Below are 17,090 nucleotides of genomic sequence, written 5' to 3'. Positions count from 1 at the left end.
CTCAACGCCTTCGACCTCGCTTTCGAAGGACGCCTCACCGCAGGCCGCAACTGACCTTCACCAACATCGAGTTACACCGTTTTCTTGACAGTCCCGGCGGCGTGAGGAGGCAACGATGGGACGCAAGCCGAATGGCGCTTCGAGCATCTACAAGGGCGCAGACGGGGCCTGGCACGGACGGGTCACGGTCGGCACGAAGCCGGACGGTACGCCCGACCGGCGTCATGTGAGTGGCAAGACCGAGGCCGTTGTCACTCGCAAGGTTCGCGACCTGGAACGTAGCCGGGATGACGGCACGGTCCGCAAGGTCGGTCAGCGGTGGACCGTGAAGTCCTGGCTCACCCATTGGGTCGAGAACATCGCCGCGCCGTCGGTCCGGGAGACGACGATGGTCGGCTACCGGGCTGCGGTCTACAAGCACTTGATTCCCGGAGTCGGTGCTCATCGCCTGGAGAAGCTGGAGCCGGAACACCTGGAGCATCTGTACACCAAGATGATCCGCTCCGGCAGCGCGCCCGGCACCGCCCATCAAACTCATCGGACCGTCAAGACCGCGCTCAACGTCGCCGTTCGTCGTGGCCACCTCGGACGCAACGTCGCGCAGCTCGCCAAGCCGCCCCGGCTGGACGAGCAGGAGATCGAGCCCTTCACCGTCGAGGAGGCGCAACGACTGCTTGACGTGGCAGCCGGCAAGCGAAATGGGGTCCGGTTCGCCCTGGCGCTGGCACTCGGGCTGAGGAAGGGGGAGACGCTCGGCCTCAAGTGGCACCGCGTCGACCTCGACAAGGGTCTGTTGCGTACTCCCCGCCAGATTCAGCGCTACAAGTGGCAGCACGGCTGCGACAACCCAAACAAGTGCGGCGAGCGACTGCACAAGATGAAGCCCTGTCCCCCGGTTTGCCATCGGCATCAGCGGGCGTGCCCACCACCTTGCCCCGCCGACTGCTCCCAGCACGCCAGCAGGTGCCCCCAGAAGCACGGAGGCGGACTCAAAGAGGTCGATGTGAAGTCGCGGGCAGGTCGTCGTGCTGTTGGGATTCCAGCCCCGATCGTGGCTGCGCTCCGGGAGCACAGAAAGGTTCAAGACCAGGAACGAGAGCGGGCCCGCCAAATGTGGGAGGAGAGCGGTTGGGTCTTTGCTCAGCAGAACGGCCGACCGATCGACCCGCGAGCCGATCACGACGCTTGGAAGAATCTTCTCCAGGAGGCAGGCGTCCGAGACGCTCGCCTGCATGACGCCCGCCACACGGCAGCAACGATGCTTCTGGTCCTCGGGGTGCCGACACGGGCCGTCATGGAAGTCATGGGCTGGTCCCAGATGGCCATGACGACCCGATACCAGCACCTCGCACCGGAACTCGCCAAGGGTATCGCCGATCAAGTCGCGGGACTGCTCTGGAAGACGAACTGAAAACTCAGCGGACCAGATGATGCAGGCCATATGGCGGAGTCCTTAGTTCAACCGGACTCCGCCATTGCCCCGGCCTATGCCGTTTCGCCTGATGCAATATAGCCAGTCTGACGAGAAACGAGGCATCAGAGCAGCAGCCCTTCTGCGATTCCCTACTGACGCCTCAGCATCAAGAACCGCTCGGACAGAATCCCCTTAACCCACAAGAGTGAACATCTTTAGATTACGCGCACTTCCCATCGGACCCCATCGACTATTATTCCTTCACATCCACGCAGCCTTCAGGTTAGATTAAATCGTTCAAGATCAGATCTATCCTTGGATCCAATCCAAACTCGCCCCGTAAAATCTGACGAAGCTCTGGCACCAATCTTTATGGGGTTCGGAAATCCGGCAAACTCCGCAAAAATTGGTTCACCATCGGAGCCCTCAGCCCTGAGCCCGGAAGCAGCAAATGCGACCCCTCCCCCGTTCGACACTTTGAGCCTAAGAACAAATTCCAGATCCTCACCAAATTCTCCAGACCGCCGAATTCCACCAGTAGGTTGCCAGGAACTATCGACCCGCAAATCAGAAATATAGACAGTGCCTGACTCCACCACTTGCGCACCTACAAGCGTTGCAGCGGCGAAGGCGGAAACGGAGACGATAGAAACAAGAATGACTCCACCCTTAAGAACTTTTCTTAATTGCGTAAGAAAAAGATTCTTATATAGTTCATCTACATGCAGCAAGTACAGTTGCTTTACATCTTGAGTGACATCGGTTCGGGGATCCGAAAGCCCTTTTATCTGATTTCTAAATATTTGCCATTGATGCGCATACGCCGCCTGTTCCGCAGTCCGAGATCCCTTAGAATGAAACCATCCACCGAAAGCCTTCTTGTCCGGTATCGCATGATGGTAAAACCATTTCCAGGTTTGCGCCGGATCGATAAACGGATAGGGGTAGTTCGTTTGCCTTAGGTAGATCGCCCAAGTCGCAAGACCTACGAGAATCGACGATACCGCGGCAGCCAGGCACGCCCAACGTGCAGGCACACCATCCGCAGACATCGCCAGCGGGAGGAAGGCGATACCGGCTGCCGCTAGGGCTCCACCGATAACTAACAGTTGACTGCGTCGGCCTTCAGCATAGTGGATTCCTTCGATTCTTGTTGCGATTAACGATCGGACAGTCGCAGAGAGATGGTCAAGTTGATCTTTAGGTAATGAACTGATCAGTGGATCAACTGTCATGTCGTAAGGCGAAGGTGGGACCGGTGATGGAGGTGAGCCGGGCTGACCACCGTGGCCAGGTTGAGAAGTGGCTGACATCGCGCCCCTTTCGCCATCACTCGCATGAAGCCTAGAAGCTGCGTAGCAAATTTGAGGTACTAACGGGCATCATGGGAGAGGACCGATGTAGGCATGCACGGCAATGCGCCGCTGCTGGCTGGCTTCAAGGCCACCGATTCGCCGCCATCCCGCGCGCTCGTATAGACGAATCGCGGCAGCGTTGTCTTGTGCCACGTCTAGAACAGGTCGAAGCCCGAGTCCGTGCGCCTCGTTAGCGGCGGCCGCTAGCAGCCGTTCGCCGACTCCCTGCCGGCGTGCCGCGGGCGTCACGATCAGCCGACTCATCACCGCTAGGTCAGCTATCGATACACCCCAGCCGTACGACCACTGGGAGGCCAGGGGGTGACCTGTTGCCCGATGAACTGCAACGTGACCCGTGACCGCGCCATCGTGGTCTTTGGCCACCAGAGCCACAATCTCTCTAGGCGACACCAGCCACGCTTTGGGATGGGACGGCCACTGAGCTGGATAGCCATCGAAAGCGTGGACGAGGGCGAGCACTTCAACGCAAACAGGGACATCTTCCACCATCCGCACTACGATCTCATGCAAGTCGGTCGCTTCCATGCGAGCCATCATCGGTCATTGGCCTGCCAGGTGGGCAGCTTGGGCAGGAGACGTAAATCAACGTTTAAGCCTGCACCGTGAACCAGGGAGTTTCCTATGCCGCGCGGGTCGTACCGATATAGTCTTACCCTAACGAGTCAGTTCTATTTTTGCAGCCTTCCATTGAGGCTGGACAGCTATTCGCAATGCACGTTCGGATGCGCATATTGCTTCGCCTCGAATCGTGGCGGGAAAAGACCGCCAAGAAATCTGTTGCCAGCTTCGGCCAAAAGAATCTCGGCGCGACTAGATCGACTTTCTCGGAATCGCCCTCGATCGGTGGTTGACGAACTTTTGGCCGCCAGAACTCCGGTTCATCTTGGAGGAATGTCGGATCCTTTTCCTGCTGTTGAATCAAATCTTGGTGCCACGCGTGCCATCCTTGACGCACTAGCTCAGCATAACTATCCGACAGTGGTCAGCACAAAGGGCCTACCATTGGCTAACTCTGGGGCGATGGAAGCTCTCGCCGCCGGCAACACCGTGGTGCAGGTGTCAATCTCCACTCTAGACCCCGGGCTAAGCGCTATTGCCGAGCCTGGTGTTCCGCCACCGCACCGACGCCTTGACTCACTGGGTGAACTTGCGCGGCGTGGCGTGCCCACCTCATTGCGAATACAGCCGCTTCTACCGAGGAGGGCTGGCGACGCATTGGAGATCATAAAACAGGCTAAGGAAAGGGGAATTTCCCAGGTAAGTGTAGAGCATCTGAAACTGCCTATCGAAATAAACCCAGCAATCGATCGGCTTTCCGTCGCGCTAGGCTTCGACCTTCGGACTTTGTACCGAAATGCTGGTGCTACCCGAGTCGGTCGGGAGTGGGTACTTCCCATCGATGCGCGGATGCCCACAATAATCCAATTACGAGACTATGCCCGAAGTCTAGGGATCTTGTTCGAGGCGGCGGATACCGACCTTCTTCTGCTTAATGACGGCACTAGTTGTTGCAGTGCCGTTGACAAACTCAAAGGATGGGGTACACAATTCGTCGCGAATTACCTCGGAGCTGCACGGATCTCTCTCGCGCGCGGCTCGGTCAGCTTCTCTGACATCAGTGCCGGAGTACCTCGGATGCCAATTTCTCAGTACATCAACTCAAACTCACGCCTGCCGACTACCAACGGCCGGGGTGCAGGAATGCTGGAATACTTAAAGCGAAATTGGAACGGTCGGCCAAACGGCCCATCACCGCTAGGAATTTGGGGGCTCCAAAATTCGGGAAAGATTGACAATGAAGGGCTCAACATCTATGAGCCAACTACTGCCCTTAAGGAGCTTATTTGAATCGATCGGAGGGCCTACGTCTGGTAGCTGCACCAAATATTCTAAGGACGCCCGACCGGGCATCCGATAGTCCGAAATGCTGCTAGCATCACCGATCCGAACTATTGGCCGGCCGTCGATAGCACTCGCCGATCAGAAACTCGCAGTTGCGAATCCTCACGAAGCAGTGAAGCGACCCAAACCGCGCTCCCAGCCCAAGACGAACTTCCTCAGCTCAGCCGGCTGAATGAACCGTTCGAAACAGGACGCAGGGAATCCGAACACGGTGGCAGGTCCTTCCATCTATTGGGGCCGAGTGAGGGAGATTAGGCACGTGGCAGAGGCGCTGAGCACCAGCGCACGCGCTCAATCCGCACGCCAGTCAGTGGGATATCGGGGCCAATCCGACAGGAAGATGCCGCCCCTGTAGGTCTTCTGCTGTTGTCCCGTGCTTCTTCTCGGAGCTGCGGTCCGTTCCGAGGCCGTCAGACACACAGAGGCGGCATCTAGGGGTCACCGCATGGGACGCGCTTGCCGAAACATCGCACTGCGCGCATCAGCCCCATGCGACGCATCTCTAGTACCACCACGAGGTTCAGCGGGCCGAACGGAAACGTGCCCGACAGCTGTGACGGGGAAGGTACCTAGTTGTTCGGCCATAGGCTGGCCCGGCCGCTCGATCTCTCATCGGGCCACGACACTCGTCTGCGCGACTCCTGGGCCACACGCCGCAACTTTTCTTAGGCCTGGGCTGCTCACGTAGGTCGTGAGCTGTCCTCAGATAGACGCTCCGCAGCCCTCGTTGATTCATGCGTAGGAACTGGCGGCCAGCATCGCCGAGCAGGTCACGGGATTGCCCTGGAGGGCAAACTGAGACGGGAATTGAGACGGGAGCGGATCGCCGAATTTCCGGCGGCCCGCTCCCTGCCTGCTCAAGGTGGTGGGCGCGGTAGGTTTCGAACCTACGACCCCTCGCTTGTAAGGCGAGTGCTCTCCCACTGAGCTACGCGCCCGGCACGGCATGCGGCCGGAGTCGTCATCGTACCCTGCCGCTGATCGAGGTCTGAGAGTGGCGAGGCAACGGCGGCCGGAAGGGTCAAGCGGTCAGGGTGGCCAGGGCCGAACGCCACGCCTTCTGGTCACGGGCCTCGCCGGGGCCGTTCATCTCGGACCAGACGACGGTGCCGGCGGCGTCGATCAGGAACGTGCCCCGGTTGGCGTAGCCACGCTCCGGGTCGAAGACCCCATAGGCCGACGCGACCTCCCCGTGCGGCCAGAAGTCGGCCAGCAGCGGGAACTCGAAGCCCTCCTGCTCGGCCCACACCTTGTGGCTGTAGACCGAGTCGACGCTCACCGTCAGCACCTGGAGGTGGTCGCCGGTGTACTCCGGCAGGTTCTGCTGGATCTCGGTCAGCTCGCCGTGGCAGCGCCGGCTGAACGCCAGCGGGTAGAAGACCAGCAGGACCGCCTTGCGACCGTGGAAGTCGCTGAGGCGTACCTCCTGGTTGTTCTGGTCCTTGAGCAGGAAATCCGGGGCCGGAGCGCCCACCTCGATCGGCATCTCCCCAGACTAGGGCAAACACCTATGGGTCGGCGCCCTAGGGGCGCCGACCTGGAGCGGGAGGGGCAGTGAGTTACTTCTTCTTGGCGCCCCGGGGGGTGACCAGGCGGGCGCCGGTCCAGTCCTTGCCGGCGTTGACCGTCGACGTCTGCTGGAGGCCCGCCGTCGGGGCGGACTCGCTGACCTCGCTGGGCTCGACGTGGCCGTCGCGGCCCGCCTTGGGGGTCAGCAGCCACACCACGCCGTTGTCGGCGAGGGGGCCGAGGGCATCGGTGAGGATCTCGAAGAGGTCACCGTCGCCGTCGCGGTACCACAGCAGCACCGCATCGACGACCTCGTCGGTGTCTTCGTCGACCATGTCACCGACGCGTTCGGTCAGGGCGTCACGGAGATCCTCGTCGACATCGTCGTCGTATCCCATCTCCATGACCACCATGTTCGGCTCCAGGCCGAACCGGTCCGCCAGGCTACGTACGCCGTCGGCCTGACCCGCGGTCGCGCTCACTGTCCAAATCCTCCTAGCCGTCGAGAAAAAAGCCGGAACCTGGGGGTAGTCCACACATTCCGGGGCCGGTGCGCAAGTGGCGCACCGAGTGTGTGGCAATTTACCGTGCCAGCAGGGCGTGGGCACCCTGTGTGATGGCATCCTCTCCCACGAGGACCTGTTGGGCGGCCGGACCCAGCGGAACCGGCACGTCAGCGGCGGCGACCCGGCGCACGGATCCCACGAACGAGCCGTCGACGAGCGCCGCGAGCACGCCCTCGCCGACGCCGCCGGAGCGCCGGGTCTCGTCGACGATCAGCACCCGGCCAGTGACGGTGGCCTCTCTGACCAGGTCAGCGACCGGTAGCGGGTTGAGCCAGCGCAGGTCGACGACCCGTGAGCCGTACCCGTCGGCGGCCAGTTGGGCGGCGACACGCAGCGCCATCCGGACGCCGTTGCCGTACGTCACGATGGTCAGGTCCTGTGCGGTGCCGAGGCCGTAGGTGCGGGCCCGGCCGATCGGGATGTGCCCGTCGGCCCACCCGCCGGGGGCCGGATACGCCGCCAGCCATTCGTTGTCGCCTTGCTGATAGAGGTCCCTCGTCTGGTAGACGGCCACCGGTTCGACGAAGACGCTGACGGTCCCGTCGACTTCGGCGGCGGCCAGGCAGGAGCGGAGCATCGGCGCGGCGTCGGCGGCGCGGGCGGGCACGGCGACGACGAGGCCGGGGATGTCGCGGAGGGCGGCCACCGTGTTCTCGTTGTCCAGGTGGCCGCCGACCCCGAACGGCTGGGCCAGGCCGGGCACCCGCAGCACGAGCGGGTTGCGGTAGGCGCCGGCCGACAGGTACGCCATGGTGGCCGCCTCGGCCCGTAGTTGCTCGGCCGCGCCGTGCAGGCCGGCGAGGCAGTCGAGCTCGGGGACCGGGATCAGCCCGGCCAGGCCGGCGCCGGCGGCCAGCCCGAGGATCGTGGTGGGGTCGGGCGGGCTGTCGAACACCCGTTCCGGGTCGCGGCCGGCGAGGCCCGTGGTGACGCCGTGGCGCCCGCCGCGGGTGGTGGCCGGGCCGAACACCAGCAGGCCCGGATTGGCCGCCAGAGCGTCGTTGAGGGCCGCGGTGATGGTCTGTGCCAGGTTCATCGGGCCGGCGTCCTCGGGGAGCCGTCCGTCGAAGGCACGCTGCCGGGCGGGCGCGCCGGCGCCGAGGGCCCGGCCGGCGGTCTCCGCGACGGCGTGGGCGACGCGCAGCGGGCGGCGGGCGGCCAGCGAGGCGACGACCTCGCCGGCGGAGGCGAGTTTCGGTTCGCCGAGGACCTCCTCGGCGGCTTTGCGGACCTGCCAGCCGATCTCGTCGTAGCGGGTGATCACCTCGTCCGGCCCGTACAGCCCGGATTCGACGAGCAGCCGGGCGGTGCTGATCAACGGGTCGCGGTCGAGGCCGTCGCCGGGTTCCGGGTCGCCGGGGCGGCCGAGCAGGAGGACCGTCGAGAGATGCAGGACCGCGGGGCGGCGTTCGGTGCGGACGAATGCCGCGGCCTCGGCCGCCGCGTCATACACCGCGGCGAGATCACAACCATCGGCGTACGTGTACCGCACGCCGGGCCGCCCACGGAGGGAGGCGCCGGTCCACCCGTCCGGGCCGGGCTCGCCCGGGGTGTCGTCCTCGCAGATCAGCAGGAGCGGCACTTTCTGCCCGGCCAGTTCGAGCCGGCCGGCCGCGTGCAGGGCGGCGGTGGCCCCGGCACTGCCGGCCCCGCCGTCACCGAAGGAGGCGGCCACGATGGCGTCCTCCGGCCAGGCGAGGCCGGAGGCAAGACCGGGCGAGGGGCCGGGAGAGGAGAGACCGGACGAGGAGGCGGCCCGGCTCAGGGAGTGGGCCAGGCCGACCGCACGGGGCAGGTGCCCGCCGGGTGAGGAGAGGGCCGGGATCAGGTGCAGGGCCGGATTGCCGAAGATCTTGTCGCGTCCGCCGGTGAGCGGATCGCGGACCGAGGCGACGACTCCGCGCAGCACGTCACGGGCGGCTTCTTCGAGGCGGTGCGCGGAGTCCTGGCCGGCTGGGCCGGAGTGGTTCGCCGCCCGTACGCAATAGAAGGCCGCCGAACGGTGATGCAGGAGGGCCGGGTCGTCGCCGCGCAAGGCGGCGGCGACCGCGGCGTTGCCCTCGTGCCCGGACGATCCGCCGGTGTGGAAGCCCTCGTTGAAGCTGCGCAGCCAGCGCGCGGCGAGGTCGAGGTGGCGGCTGGTCAGCTGGGCGTCGAAGAGTTCCCGGGCCGCTGCACCGGTGAGGCCGGCGCCGTCGCGGACCGGGTCGCCGGGGGCACGCCCGGACTCCGGTGGTCGCAGGGCCGAGACCGCATCGCGGAACCGCTCGTCGAGGCTTTGCGGAGTGGTCACGGAATTCAGCATTCCCGACTGCGGCCGGTGATGCCACTGCGAGAACGATCGATCTGGCGAACACGGGACGTCACCCGGTGGTGTACTCAACGACATGATCTTGTGGTGGGCCGTCGCGCGCCTGGCGCAGTGCGTGTGCTGGCTGGCCGGTGTCATGTCGGTGTTCCTGCTGCTCGATCTGTACACATAGGCTCGGCCGATGCGCAGCGAACTGATCACCGTGCGGACCGGCGGGTCTCCGGCTGTCGTGGACATCACCCGCGAGGCGGCGGACTTCGTCAAGTCCGAGAGGGACGGCCTGCTGCACGTGTTCGTGCCACACGCGACGGCCGGGGTGGCGATCATCGAGACCGGGGCGGGTTCGGACGACGATCTGCTGACCGCGATCGACGATCTGCTGCCGACCGCGGACAAGTGGCAGCACCGGCACGGCTCCCGGGGCCACGGCCGCGATCACGTCCTTCCGGCGTGGATCGCCCCGTACGCCACGTTGCCGGTGATCAACGGCCAGATCGCGCTCGGCACCTGGCAGTCGGTCTGCCTGGTCGACACCAACGGCGACAACCCGATCCGGCAGGTGCGTTTCTCCTTCCTGGAGGGCTGATCCACAAAGTTACTGGTCAGTACGTGTGTCGAGCGTCGCTGAGACGGCCCGTAGACGTGACGACGCACACCGTGAGGGGGCAGGATGGAGACCTATTCCGCGCGATTCGCCACCTAGGTCGCACGGACGTCCGACACTCACACCAAGAGGATTGCCTGTGGCCACGGAGCGCAAGCGCCCGGTGATCAGCGATGGCCTGCCGAGCCAGCTTCCCGACATCGACCCGGAAGAGACCAACGAATGGGTCGAGTCGCTCAACGGAGTCATCGACGAACGCGGCGCGAAAAGAGCCCGTTATGTGATGTTGCGCCTGCTGGAGCGGGCCCGGGAGCGACAGGTCGGCGTGCCGCCACTGACGTCCACGGACTACATCAACACGATCCCGCCGGAGCGTGAGCCCTGGTTCCCGGGTGACGAGTTCGTCGAGCGGCGGATCCGGGCCTACATCAGGTGGAACGCGGCGATGCTGGTGCACCGCGCGCAGCGGCCGGAGATCGGCGTCGGCGGGCACATCTCGACGTATGCGTCGAGCGCCAGCCTCTACGAAGTAGGCATGAACCACTTCTTCCGGGGCAAGGACCACCCGGGCGGTGGCGACCACATCTTCTACCAGGGCCACGCCTCCCCCGGCATGTATGCGCGGGCCTATCTGGAGGGCCGTCTCACCACCCACCAGCTCGACGGTTTCCGGCAGGAGCTGTCGCACCCGGGTGGCGGCCTCCCGTCGTACCCGCATCCGCGTCTGATGCCGGATTTCTGGGAGTTCCCGACGGTCAGCATGGGCCTCGGCCCGCTGAACGCGATCTACCAGGCGCGGTACAACCGTTACCTGCACAACCGCGGGATCAAGGACACCAGCCAGCAGAACGTCTGGGCGTTCCTCGGCGACGGCGAGATGGACGAGGTCGAGTCGCTCGGCGCGATCGGCCTGGCCGCCCGCGAGGAGCTGGACAATCTGACCTTCGTGGTCAACTGCAACCTGCAGCGTCTCGACGGCCCGGTCCGCGGCAACGGCAAGGTCATCCAGGAGCTGGAGGCGTTCTTCCGCGGCGCCGGGTGGAACGTGATCAAGGTCGTCTGGGGCCGTGAGTGGGACTCGCTGCTCGCCGCCGACACCGACGGCGCGCTGGTCAACCTGATGAACAAGACGCCCGACGGCGACTACCAGACCTACAAGGGCGAGTCCGGGCTGTACGTGCGGGAGCACTTCTTCGGCCGTGACCCGCGTACCCGCAAGCTCGTCGACGGCATGACCGACGACGAGATCTGGAACCTCAAGCGCGGCGGGCACGACTACCGCAAGCTGTACGCGGCGTACAAGGCGGCCACCGAGCACACCGGCCAGCCGACGGTGATCCTGGCGAAGACGGTCAAGGGCTGGACGCTCGGGTCGCACTTCGAGGCGCGGAACGCCACGCACCAGATGAAGAAGCTGACCCTGGACGACCTGAAGGGCTTCCGGGACCGGCTCTACCTCGACATCAGCGACAAGCAGCTCGAGGAGAACCCGTACCTCCCGCCGTACTTCCACCCCGGTGAGAAGTCCGACGAGTACCAGTACATGATCGAGCGGCGGCGTGAGCTGGGCGGGTCCATCCCGACCCGGCGGACCAAGGCGAAGTCGCTGGCCATCCCGGACTCGAAGGCATTCAGCGGCCTCAAGGGCGGCAGCGGCAAGCAGAAGATCGCCACCACGATGGCGTTCGTCCGGCTGCTCAAGGACCTCATGCGGGACAAGGAGTTCGGGGCCCGCTGGGTGCCGATCATCCCGGACGAGGCCCGGACCTTCGGCATGGACTCGCTCTTCCCGACCAAGAAGATCTACTCGCCGCACGGCCAGACCTACACCTCGGTGGACCGGGAGCTGTTCCTGTCCTACAAGGAGTCGACGGACGGCCAGATCCTGCACGAGGGCATCAACGAGGCGGGCTCCACGGCGAGCTTCATCGCGGCCGGCACGTCGTACGCGACGCACGACGAGCCGATGATCCCGCTGTACATCTTCTACTCGATGTTCGGGTTCCAGCGCACCGCCGACGAGCTGTGGGCGGCCGCCGACCAGATGACGCGGGGCTTCCTGCTCGGCGCCACCGCCGGCCGGACCACGCTCAACGGTGAGGGCCTGCAGCACGAGGACGGGCACTCGCTGCTGATCGCGGCGACGAACCCGGCGGTGGTCTCCTACGACCCGGCCTTCGGGTTCGAGATCGCGCACATCATGGAGAACGGCCTGCACCGCATGTACGGCGAGAAGCAGGAGAACATCTTCTACTACCTCACCATCTACAACGAGCCGGCGATCCAGCCCGCCGAGCCGGCCGGCCTCGACACCGAGGGCCTGCTCAAGGGCATCTACAGGTTCAGCGAGAGCCCGCAGAAGGACGGTCCGAAAGCGCAGCTGCTGGCCTCCGGCACCGGCATGCGGTGGGCGCTCAAGGCGCAGGAGCTGCTCGCCCAGGACTGGGGGGTCAGCGCCGACGTCTGGTCGGTGACCTCGTGGACCGAGCTGCGCCGCGACGCGATCGAGGCGGAGGAGCACAACCTGCTCCACCCGAGCGACGCGCCGCGCAAGCCGTACATCCAGCAGAAGCTGGAGGCCACCGAGGGCCCGTCGGTCGCGGTCAGCGACTGGATGCGGGCCGTGCCCGACCTGATCGCCCGGTGGGTGCCGAACGGCTACACCTCGCTGGGCACCGACGGTTTCGGCATGAGCGACACCCGGCACGCGCTGCGCCGCCACTTCCACGTGGACGGCGAGTCGGTGACCGTGGCGACGCTGCGTGAGCTGGCCCTGAAGGGTCAGATTCCGGCGCACGTGCCGGCCGAGGCGGCCAAGAAGTACGCGATCGACGACGTCAACGCCGCGCCGGTGGGCGAGACCGGCGGCGACTCGTAGGAACCGCTGTCGAGGGGGCCCGGGCGGGCCCCCTCGGCACAGCGTCAGGCCGGCACGTAGCTGATGACCTCGACCCCTGTCGAGGAGCGCCAGCTGCCGATGTGGGTGAGGGCGATCCGGGTGCCGGGCTCCCAGAGCGGGCGGCCCTCGCCGATCACCACCGGGTTGATCATCACCCGGTACTCGTCGATCAGGTTGTGCCGGGCCAGGTGGTTGACGAGGGTCGCGCTGCCGTTGATCAGCAGGGTCTCCGAGCCGGTCTTGAGCTTCTCCACCGCCTCGGCGACGTCGCCCTCGATGAAGGTGGCGTTCCACTCCGGCTCGGTGAGTGTCGTGGTCGCCACGTGCTTGGGCATCTCGTTCATCTTCACACCGAACTCACCCGTCTCCGCGGCCATCTGCGGCCAGACCGCCTTCATCCCCTCGTAGGTGACCCGGCCGAGCAGCAGCGCGTCGGCCTCCGCCAGGTTGTGGGCCTGCCAGGCGCCGAGCTCCTCGTTGAAGTACGGCCCGCTCCAGACCGGCTCCTCGAAGACGCCGTCGAGAGTCATGTACTCCACCGCCACGATCTTGCCCATCGTCCTCACCTCGTTGCTCGACGTAAGTCCCGGCTGGTTGTCGCGCTCTCTCTCGCTGCTCGCGAGACAACGCCGACAACCGGCCGCCATTGAAAACGGCAACGAGCGGGCGGCGCGCTGGTCGCGGCGCAATGATCCAGGTGTGGGATTCCGGATCAGGCACAAACTGCTCCTACTCGGCCTGGGCAGCGTCCTCGTCACGGCGATCGTGCTGGTCGCGGTCGGGGCGTGGCAGAGCGGCCGGTTCGCCGACAGCACCGAACGCGAGGTGCTGCGCCAGAACGAGGCGGCGCTCGCGCAGACCGCCGCCGATGTGAGCGCGCTGGTGCGTACCGTCGCCGACGAGGTGCAGCAGGGCGTCGACAAGAGCATGGCCAGCGCGTCAGCCTTCCTGACCCGCAACGGCGGCATGCGGACGACCAGCCGGCGGGTCACCTGGACCGCAACCAACCAGGTCACCCAGGAGGCGACCACGGTCAGCCTGCCCCGGGTCGAGATCGGCGGCACGTGGCTGGGGCAGAACACCGACCTGAACCGGGTCACGCCCTTCGTCGACGACGCCCGGGACCTGTCCGGCGCCACCGTCACCGTCTTCCAGCGGATGAACGCGGCCGGTGACCTGCTGCGGGTCGGCACCACGGTCAAGTCCGCGAAGGGCACCCGGGCGATCGGCACGTACATCCCGGCGACCGCGGACGGCAAGGCGAACGCGGTGGCCGCGGCGATCTCGGCCGGGAAGACGTATCGGGGGGTCGCGGCCGTCGTCGGCACCCCGTACATCACCGTCTACCAGCCGATCAAGAGCGCCGGTGGCGCGGTGATCGGCGCACTCTTCGTCGGTGTGCCGCAGGCCGACGCCCTGGCCACCCTGACCGGGACGATCAGCGAGCTGAAGATCCAGGTGAACGGCTGGGTGAGCGTGTTCAGCACGGCCGCCGTGGACCGGGGCCGGATCGTCGCCTCCAACCTCGAAGGCGCGGCCGGGACCACCGTGCTCGACGCCGCCGACGCCAACGGCACGAAGTACGTCGAGGAGATCGTCACCAAGGCGCCGGAACTCACCGACGGGGGCACCTGGCAGGCGAAGTACCGGCTGCCCGGTGCGGCCGGGGCGCCCGCCGGGGACACCACCACGACGGTCGGCTACTACGCGCCGTACCAGTGGGCGGTGACCGTGGGCGGCTACGACGCGGACGGCGCGGCGGCGGTCACCGCGGTCCGCGACGGGCGCGGCACGATGCTGACCTCGTTCGTGATCGCCGGGGTGCTGCTGGCGCTGGCCGGCGCGGCTGCGGCGTACCTCCAGGCGTCGCCGATCTCCCGCCGGATGGCCGCGCTGACCGGGGCGCTGACCCGGCTCGCCGACCGGGACCTGACGATCCGGATCGACGACCGTGGCCGCGACGAGATCGGCGAGGCCGGTGGCGCGCTCAACACCGCGGCGACCGAGCTGCGGGCCGTCATGCAGGAGGTGACCGGCGCCTCCGACGAGGTGGCCGGCACCGCCCGGCGGGTGGCGGCCACCGGCGGCGAGATGTCGGCCGCCGCGGACACCGCGGCGAGCCGGGCCGACACGGTGAGCGCGTCGGCGGAGAGCGTGTCGCACGTGGTGGCGACGGTCGCCGCCGGCGCGGAGGAGATGGGCGCGTCGATCACCGAGATCTCGCACAACGCGCAGGAGGCCGCGCAGGCCGGGCGGGACGGGGTGGGCCTGACCGCGGCGGCCGCGGACGTCATCGCCGAGCTGCGCGACTCCACCTCGAAGATCACCGACGTGGTGCAGCTGATCGCCACCATCGCCGAGCAGACGAACCTGCTCGCGCTGAACGCGACCATCGAGGCGGCCCGGGCCGGCGAGACCGGCAAGGGCTTCGCGGTGGTCGCCGGCGAGGTCAAGGAACTGGCCCAGGAGACCGCCCGGGCGACCGAGGACGTCACCTCGCGGGTCGCCGCGATCGAGGCCAACACGGCCCGCGCGGTCACCGCGATCGACGCCATCTCGGCCCGGATCGCGCAGGTCAACGACTATCAGACGGCGATCGCGGCGGCGGTCGAGGAGCAGGCCGCGACGACCGCCGAGATGGCCCGCAACATCTCCGAGGCGGCCGGTGGCAGCCGGGACATCGCCGACGGCATCGGTACGGTCAACGGCGCGATGCGCAGCACCAGGGACTCGGTGGCGGTGTCGCACCGGGCGGCCGACGAACTGACGGCCACCGCGCAGCGGCTGACCGGTCTGGTCGGGCGCTTCACGGTCTGAGGCGGTCGGTAGTCTGGGGCGGTGACTGTTCGCGTACGTTTCGCACCCTCACCGACCGGCATGTTCCACGTCGGCGGCGCCCGATCGGCCCTGCAGAACTGGATCTACGCCCAGCAGCACGGCGGTGTCTTCGTGCTCCGGATCGAGGACACCGACGCGGCCCGCAACCGGCCCGAGTGGACCGAGGGCATCATCTCGGCGCTCGACTGGATCGGGATCGAGCGGGGGACGTACGAGGGGCCCTACTTCCAGTCCTCCTACGCGGCCGACCACACCGCCGCCGCGACCCGGCTCTACGGCGAGGGCAAGGCCTACTACTGCGACTGCACCCGTGACGACGTGGTGGCCCGCTCGGGCAACAAGCACACCGGCTACGACGGCTTCTGCCGCGACCGGGCGCTGGGGCCGGGCGAGGGCCGGGCGCTGCGCTTCCGCACGCCCGACGAGGGCGAGACCGTGGTGGAGGACCTGGTCCGCGGCAAGCCCACCTTCGAGAACCGGCTGATCGAGGACTTCGTCATCGCCCGCAGCGACGGTTCGGCGGTGTTCCTGCTGGCCAACGTGGTCGACGACCTGAGCATGGGGATCACCCACGTGTTCCGGGCCGAGGAGCACCTGCCCAACACGCCGAAACAGCAGCTGCTGTGGGAGGCGCTGGGCCACACCCCGCCGGTGTGGGGCCACGTGCCGGTGATCGTGAACGAGAAGCGGCAGAAGCTGTCGAAACGGCGTGACAAGGTCGCCCTGGAGTCGTACCGGGACGAGGGCTACCTGGCCGCCGCCATGCGCAACTACCTGATGCTGCTCGGCTGGTCCCCGTCCGGCGACCGGGAGATCGTCCCGTGGTCGGTGGTCGAGGCGGAGTACCGGATCGACGAGGTCAACCACGCGCCGGCGTTCTTCGACGTCAAGAAGCTGCGGGCGTTCAACGGCGAGTACATCCGGGCGCTCACCCCGAGCGAGTTCACCCAGGTCTGCGCCCCGTGGCTGACCGGCACCGAGACGATCGCCGCCCCGCCGTGGGAGCCGGCGAAATTCGACGCCGAGCTGTTCAGCACGATCGCCCCGCTCGCGCAGACCCGGATCGCGGTGCTGTCGGAGATCGTGGAAAATGTCGACTTCCTCTTCCTGGACGAGCCGGTGCAGGACGAGGCGTCCTGGGCGAAGGCGATGAAGGACGGCGCCGCGGAGATCCTCGACGACACTGCGGCCGCCTTCGGCGCCCTCGCCGACTGGTCGGCCGAGACTCTGAAGGCGACGCTCGAGCAGGTCGGTGAGGCGCGAGGTCTCAAATTGGGAAAGACCCAGGCGCCGGTACGGGTGGCGGTGACCGGCCGCACCATCGGGCTGCCGCTCTTCGAGTCGATCGAACTGCTCGGCAAGGAGCGCACGCTCGCGCGTATTTCCGCTGCTAGGGCGCGCCTCTGACGCATCTACCGCATCCGACGAGCGGCGCGCCAGAGCCGGTCGTCGGATCCGGTGATGCTCTCCGTCACCAGGGTGACCACCGGCCCCGCCTGTTGCGGAGTGTGGGTACTATTCGGCGGCTGATCAACGGCCGTTCCCGTCTCCGCGGTCATCCCCACATGGCTCCAATTCACCCTGCCTCGAGATGCGGGCAGGGCGGTGCCCAGGGAGGCTGGAGACCTGGGCCGTGTTCCCGGTTCCACCGCCGGGCACGAGCAGCAGGTC

Annotated in this window: 11 protein-coding genes and 1 tRNA gene; 5 read left to right on the top strand and 7 right to left on the bottom strand. The window is 66.4% G+C overall.

Features of this window, described 5'->3' with window-relative positions; all coding sequences use genetic code 11:
* Nucleotides 1–115: 115 nt before the first annotated feature.
* Nucleotides 116–1,411 carry a tyrosine-type recombinase/integrase gene (locus AB0E94_RS42740; RefSeq protein WP_360338845.1) on the top strand — a complete coding sequence of 432 codons (1,296 nt, stop codon included), beginning with the start codon at nt 116–118 and terminating at the stop codon, nt 1,409–1,411.
* 281 nt (nt 1,412–1,692) lie between these two features.
* On the opposite strand, the gene AB0E94_RS42735 is transcribed toward AB0E94_RS42740, so the two are convergent.
* The 6 genes from AB0E94_RS42735 to AB0E94_RS42710 all read right to left on the bottom strand — a co-directional run bounded on the left by AB0E94_RS42735 (nt 1,693) and on the right by AB0E94_RS42710 (nt 9,072).
* A complete protein-coding gene (locus AB0E94_RS42735) occupies nt 1,693–2,649 on the bottom strand; it encodes a hypothetical protein (protein ID WP_360338842.1) in 957 nt (318 codons plus the stop codon).
* 147 nt (nt 2,650–2,796) lie between these two features.
* Complete coding sequence (locus tag AB0E94_RS42730) at nt 2,797–3,315, bottom strand: GNAT family N-acetyltransferase (RefSeq protein ID WP_360338840.1); 519 nt, start codon at nt 3,313–3,315, stop codon at nt 2,797–2,799.
* A gap of 2,240 nt (nt 3,316–5,555) precedes the next feature.
* A tRNA-Val gene (locus tag AB0E94_RS42725) sits at nt 5,556–5,630 on the bottom strand.
* Nucleotides 5,631–5,713: 83 nt separating this feature from the next.
* Entirely contained in the window at nt 5,714–6,178 is a 465-nt protein-coding gene (locus AB0E94_RS42720) for a peroxiredoxin (RefSeq protein WP_360338838.1), read from the bottom strand.
* Nucleotides 6,179–6,251: 73 nt separating this feature from the next.
* Nucleotides 6,252–6,683: a DUF3052 domain-containing protein gene (locus AB0E94_RS42715; protein WP_317787897.1), complete on the bottom strand. Its 432-nt coding sequence runs from the start codon at nt 6,681–6,683 to the stop codon at nt 6,252–6,254.
* 100 nt (nt 6,684–6,783) lie between these two features.
* Nucleotides 6,784–9,072, bottom strand: coding sequence for a transketolase C-terminal domain-containing protein (locus AB0E94_RS42710; protein WP_360338835.1), 2,289 nt, complete (start codon nt 9,070–9,072; stop codon nt 6,784–6,786).
* A gap of 187 nt (nt 9,073–9,259) precedes the next feature.
* Here AB0E94_RS42710 and AB0E94_RS42705 point away from each other — a divergent pair, with 187 nt between their 5' ends.
* Both AB0E94_RS42705 and aceE read left to right on the top strand, forming a co-directional pair.
* Nucleotides 9,260–9,664 (top strand): YjbQ family protein, encoded by a 405-nt coding sequence (locus AB0E94_RS42705; protein ID WP_360338832.1) that lies wholly within the window; start codon nt 9,260–9,262, stop codon nt 9,662–9,664.
* 157 nt (nt 9,665–9,821) lie between these two features.
* On the top strand, nt 9,822–12,560 hold the full coding sequence (gene aceE, locus AB0E94_RS42700; RefSeq protein WP_360338829.1) for a pyruvate dehydrogenase (acetyl-transferring), homodimeric type: 2,739 nt from the start codon (nt 9,822–9,824) through the stop codon (nt 12,558–12,560).
* Nucleotides 12,561–12,604: 44 nt separating this feature from the next.
* Here the strand turns inward: aceE and AB0E94_RS42695 are convergent, their stop codons facing one another.
* Nucleotides 12,605–13,138: a dihydrofolate reductase family protein gene (locus tag AB0E94_RS42695; protein WP_360338826.1), complete on the bottom strand. Its 534-nt coding sequence runs from the start codon at nt 13,136–13,138 to the stop codon at nt 12,605–12,607.
* Nucleotides 13,139–13,280: 142 nt separating this feature from the next.
* On the opposite strand from AB0E94_RS42695, the gene AB0E94_RS42690 reads away from it, so the two are divergent.
* A complete protein-coding gene (locus tag AB0E94_RS42690; RefSeq protein ID WP_360338823.1) occupies nt 13,281–15,398 on the top strand; it encodes a methyl-accepting chemotaxis protein in 2,118 nt (705 codons plus the stop codon).
* A 21-nt stretch (nt 15,399–15,419) separates the two neighbouring features.
* Nucleotides 15,420–16,826: a glutamate--tRNA ligase gene (gene gltX / locus AB0E94_RS42685; protein WP_360338820.1), complete on the top strand. Its 1,407-nt coding sequence runs from the start codon at nt 15,420–15,422 to the stop codon at nt 16,824–16,826.
* Nucleotides 16,827–17,090: the final 264 nt, after the last annotated feature.

The sequence above is a fragment of the Actinoplanes sp. NPDC026670 genome (assembly GCF_040638175.1).
GTDB lineage: Bacteria > Actinomycetota > Actinomycetes > Mycobacteriales > Micromonosporaceae > Actinoplanes.
Note: the sequence above shows the minus strand (reverse complement) of the source record. Positions and strands in the feature narration are given on the sequence as shown.

Bases quoted from the DNA above. Each gene is read 5' to 3' on its own strand.
- AB0E94_RS42740 (WP_360338845.1), top strand. From the start codon at position 116: ATGGGACGCAAGCCGAATGGCGCTTCGAGCATCTACAAGGGCGCAGAC.
- AB0E94_RS42735 (WP_360338842.1), bottom strand. From the start codon at position 2,649: ATGACAGTTGATCCACTGATCAGTTCATTACCTAAAGATCAACTTGAC.
- AB0E94_RS42730 (WP_360338840.1), bottom strand. From the start codon at position 3,315: ATGGAAGCGACCGACTTGCATGAGATCGTAGTGCGGATGGTGGAAGAT.
- AB0E94_RS42720 (WP_360338838.1), bottom strand. From the start codon at position 6,178: ATGCCGATCGAGGTGGGCGCTCCGGCCCCGGATTTCCTGCTCAAGGAC.
- AB0E94_RS42710 (WP_360338835.1), bottom strand. From the start codon at position 9,072: ATGCTGAATTCCGTGACCACTCCGCAAAGCCTCGACGAGCGGTTCCGC.
- AB0E94_RS42705 (WP_360338832.1), top strand. From the start codon at position 9,260: ATGCGCAGCGAACTGATCACCGTGCGGACCGGCGGGTCTCCGGCTGTC.
- AB0E94_RS42695 (WP_360338826.1), bottom strand. From the start codon at position 13,138: ATGGGCAAGATCGTGGCGGTGGAGTACATGACTCTCGACGGCGTCTTC.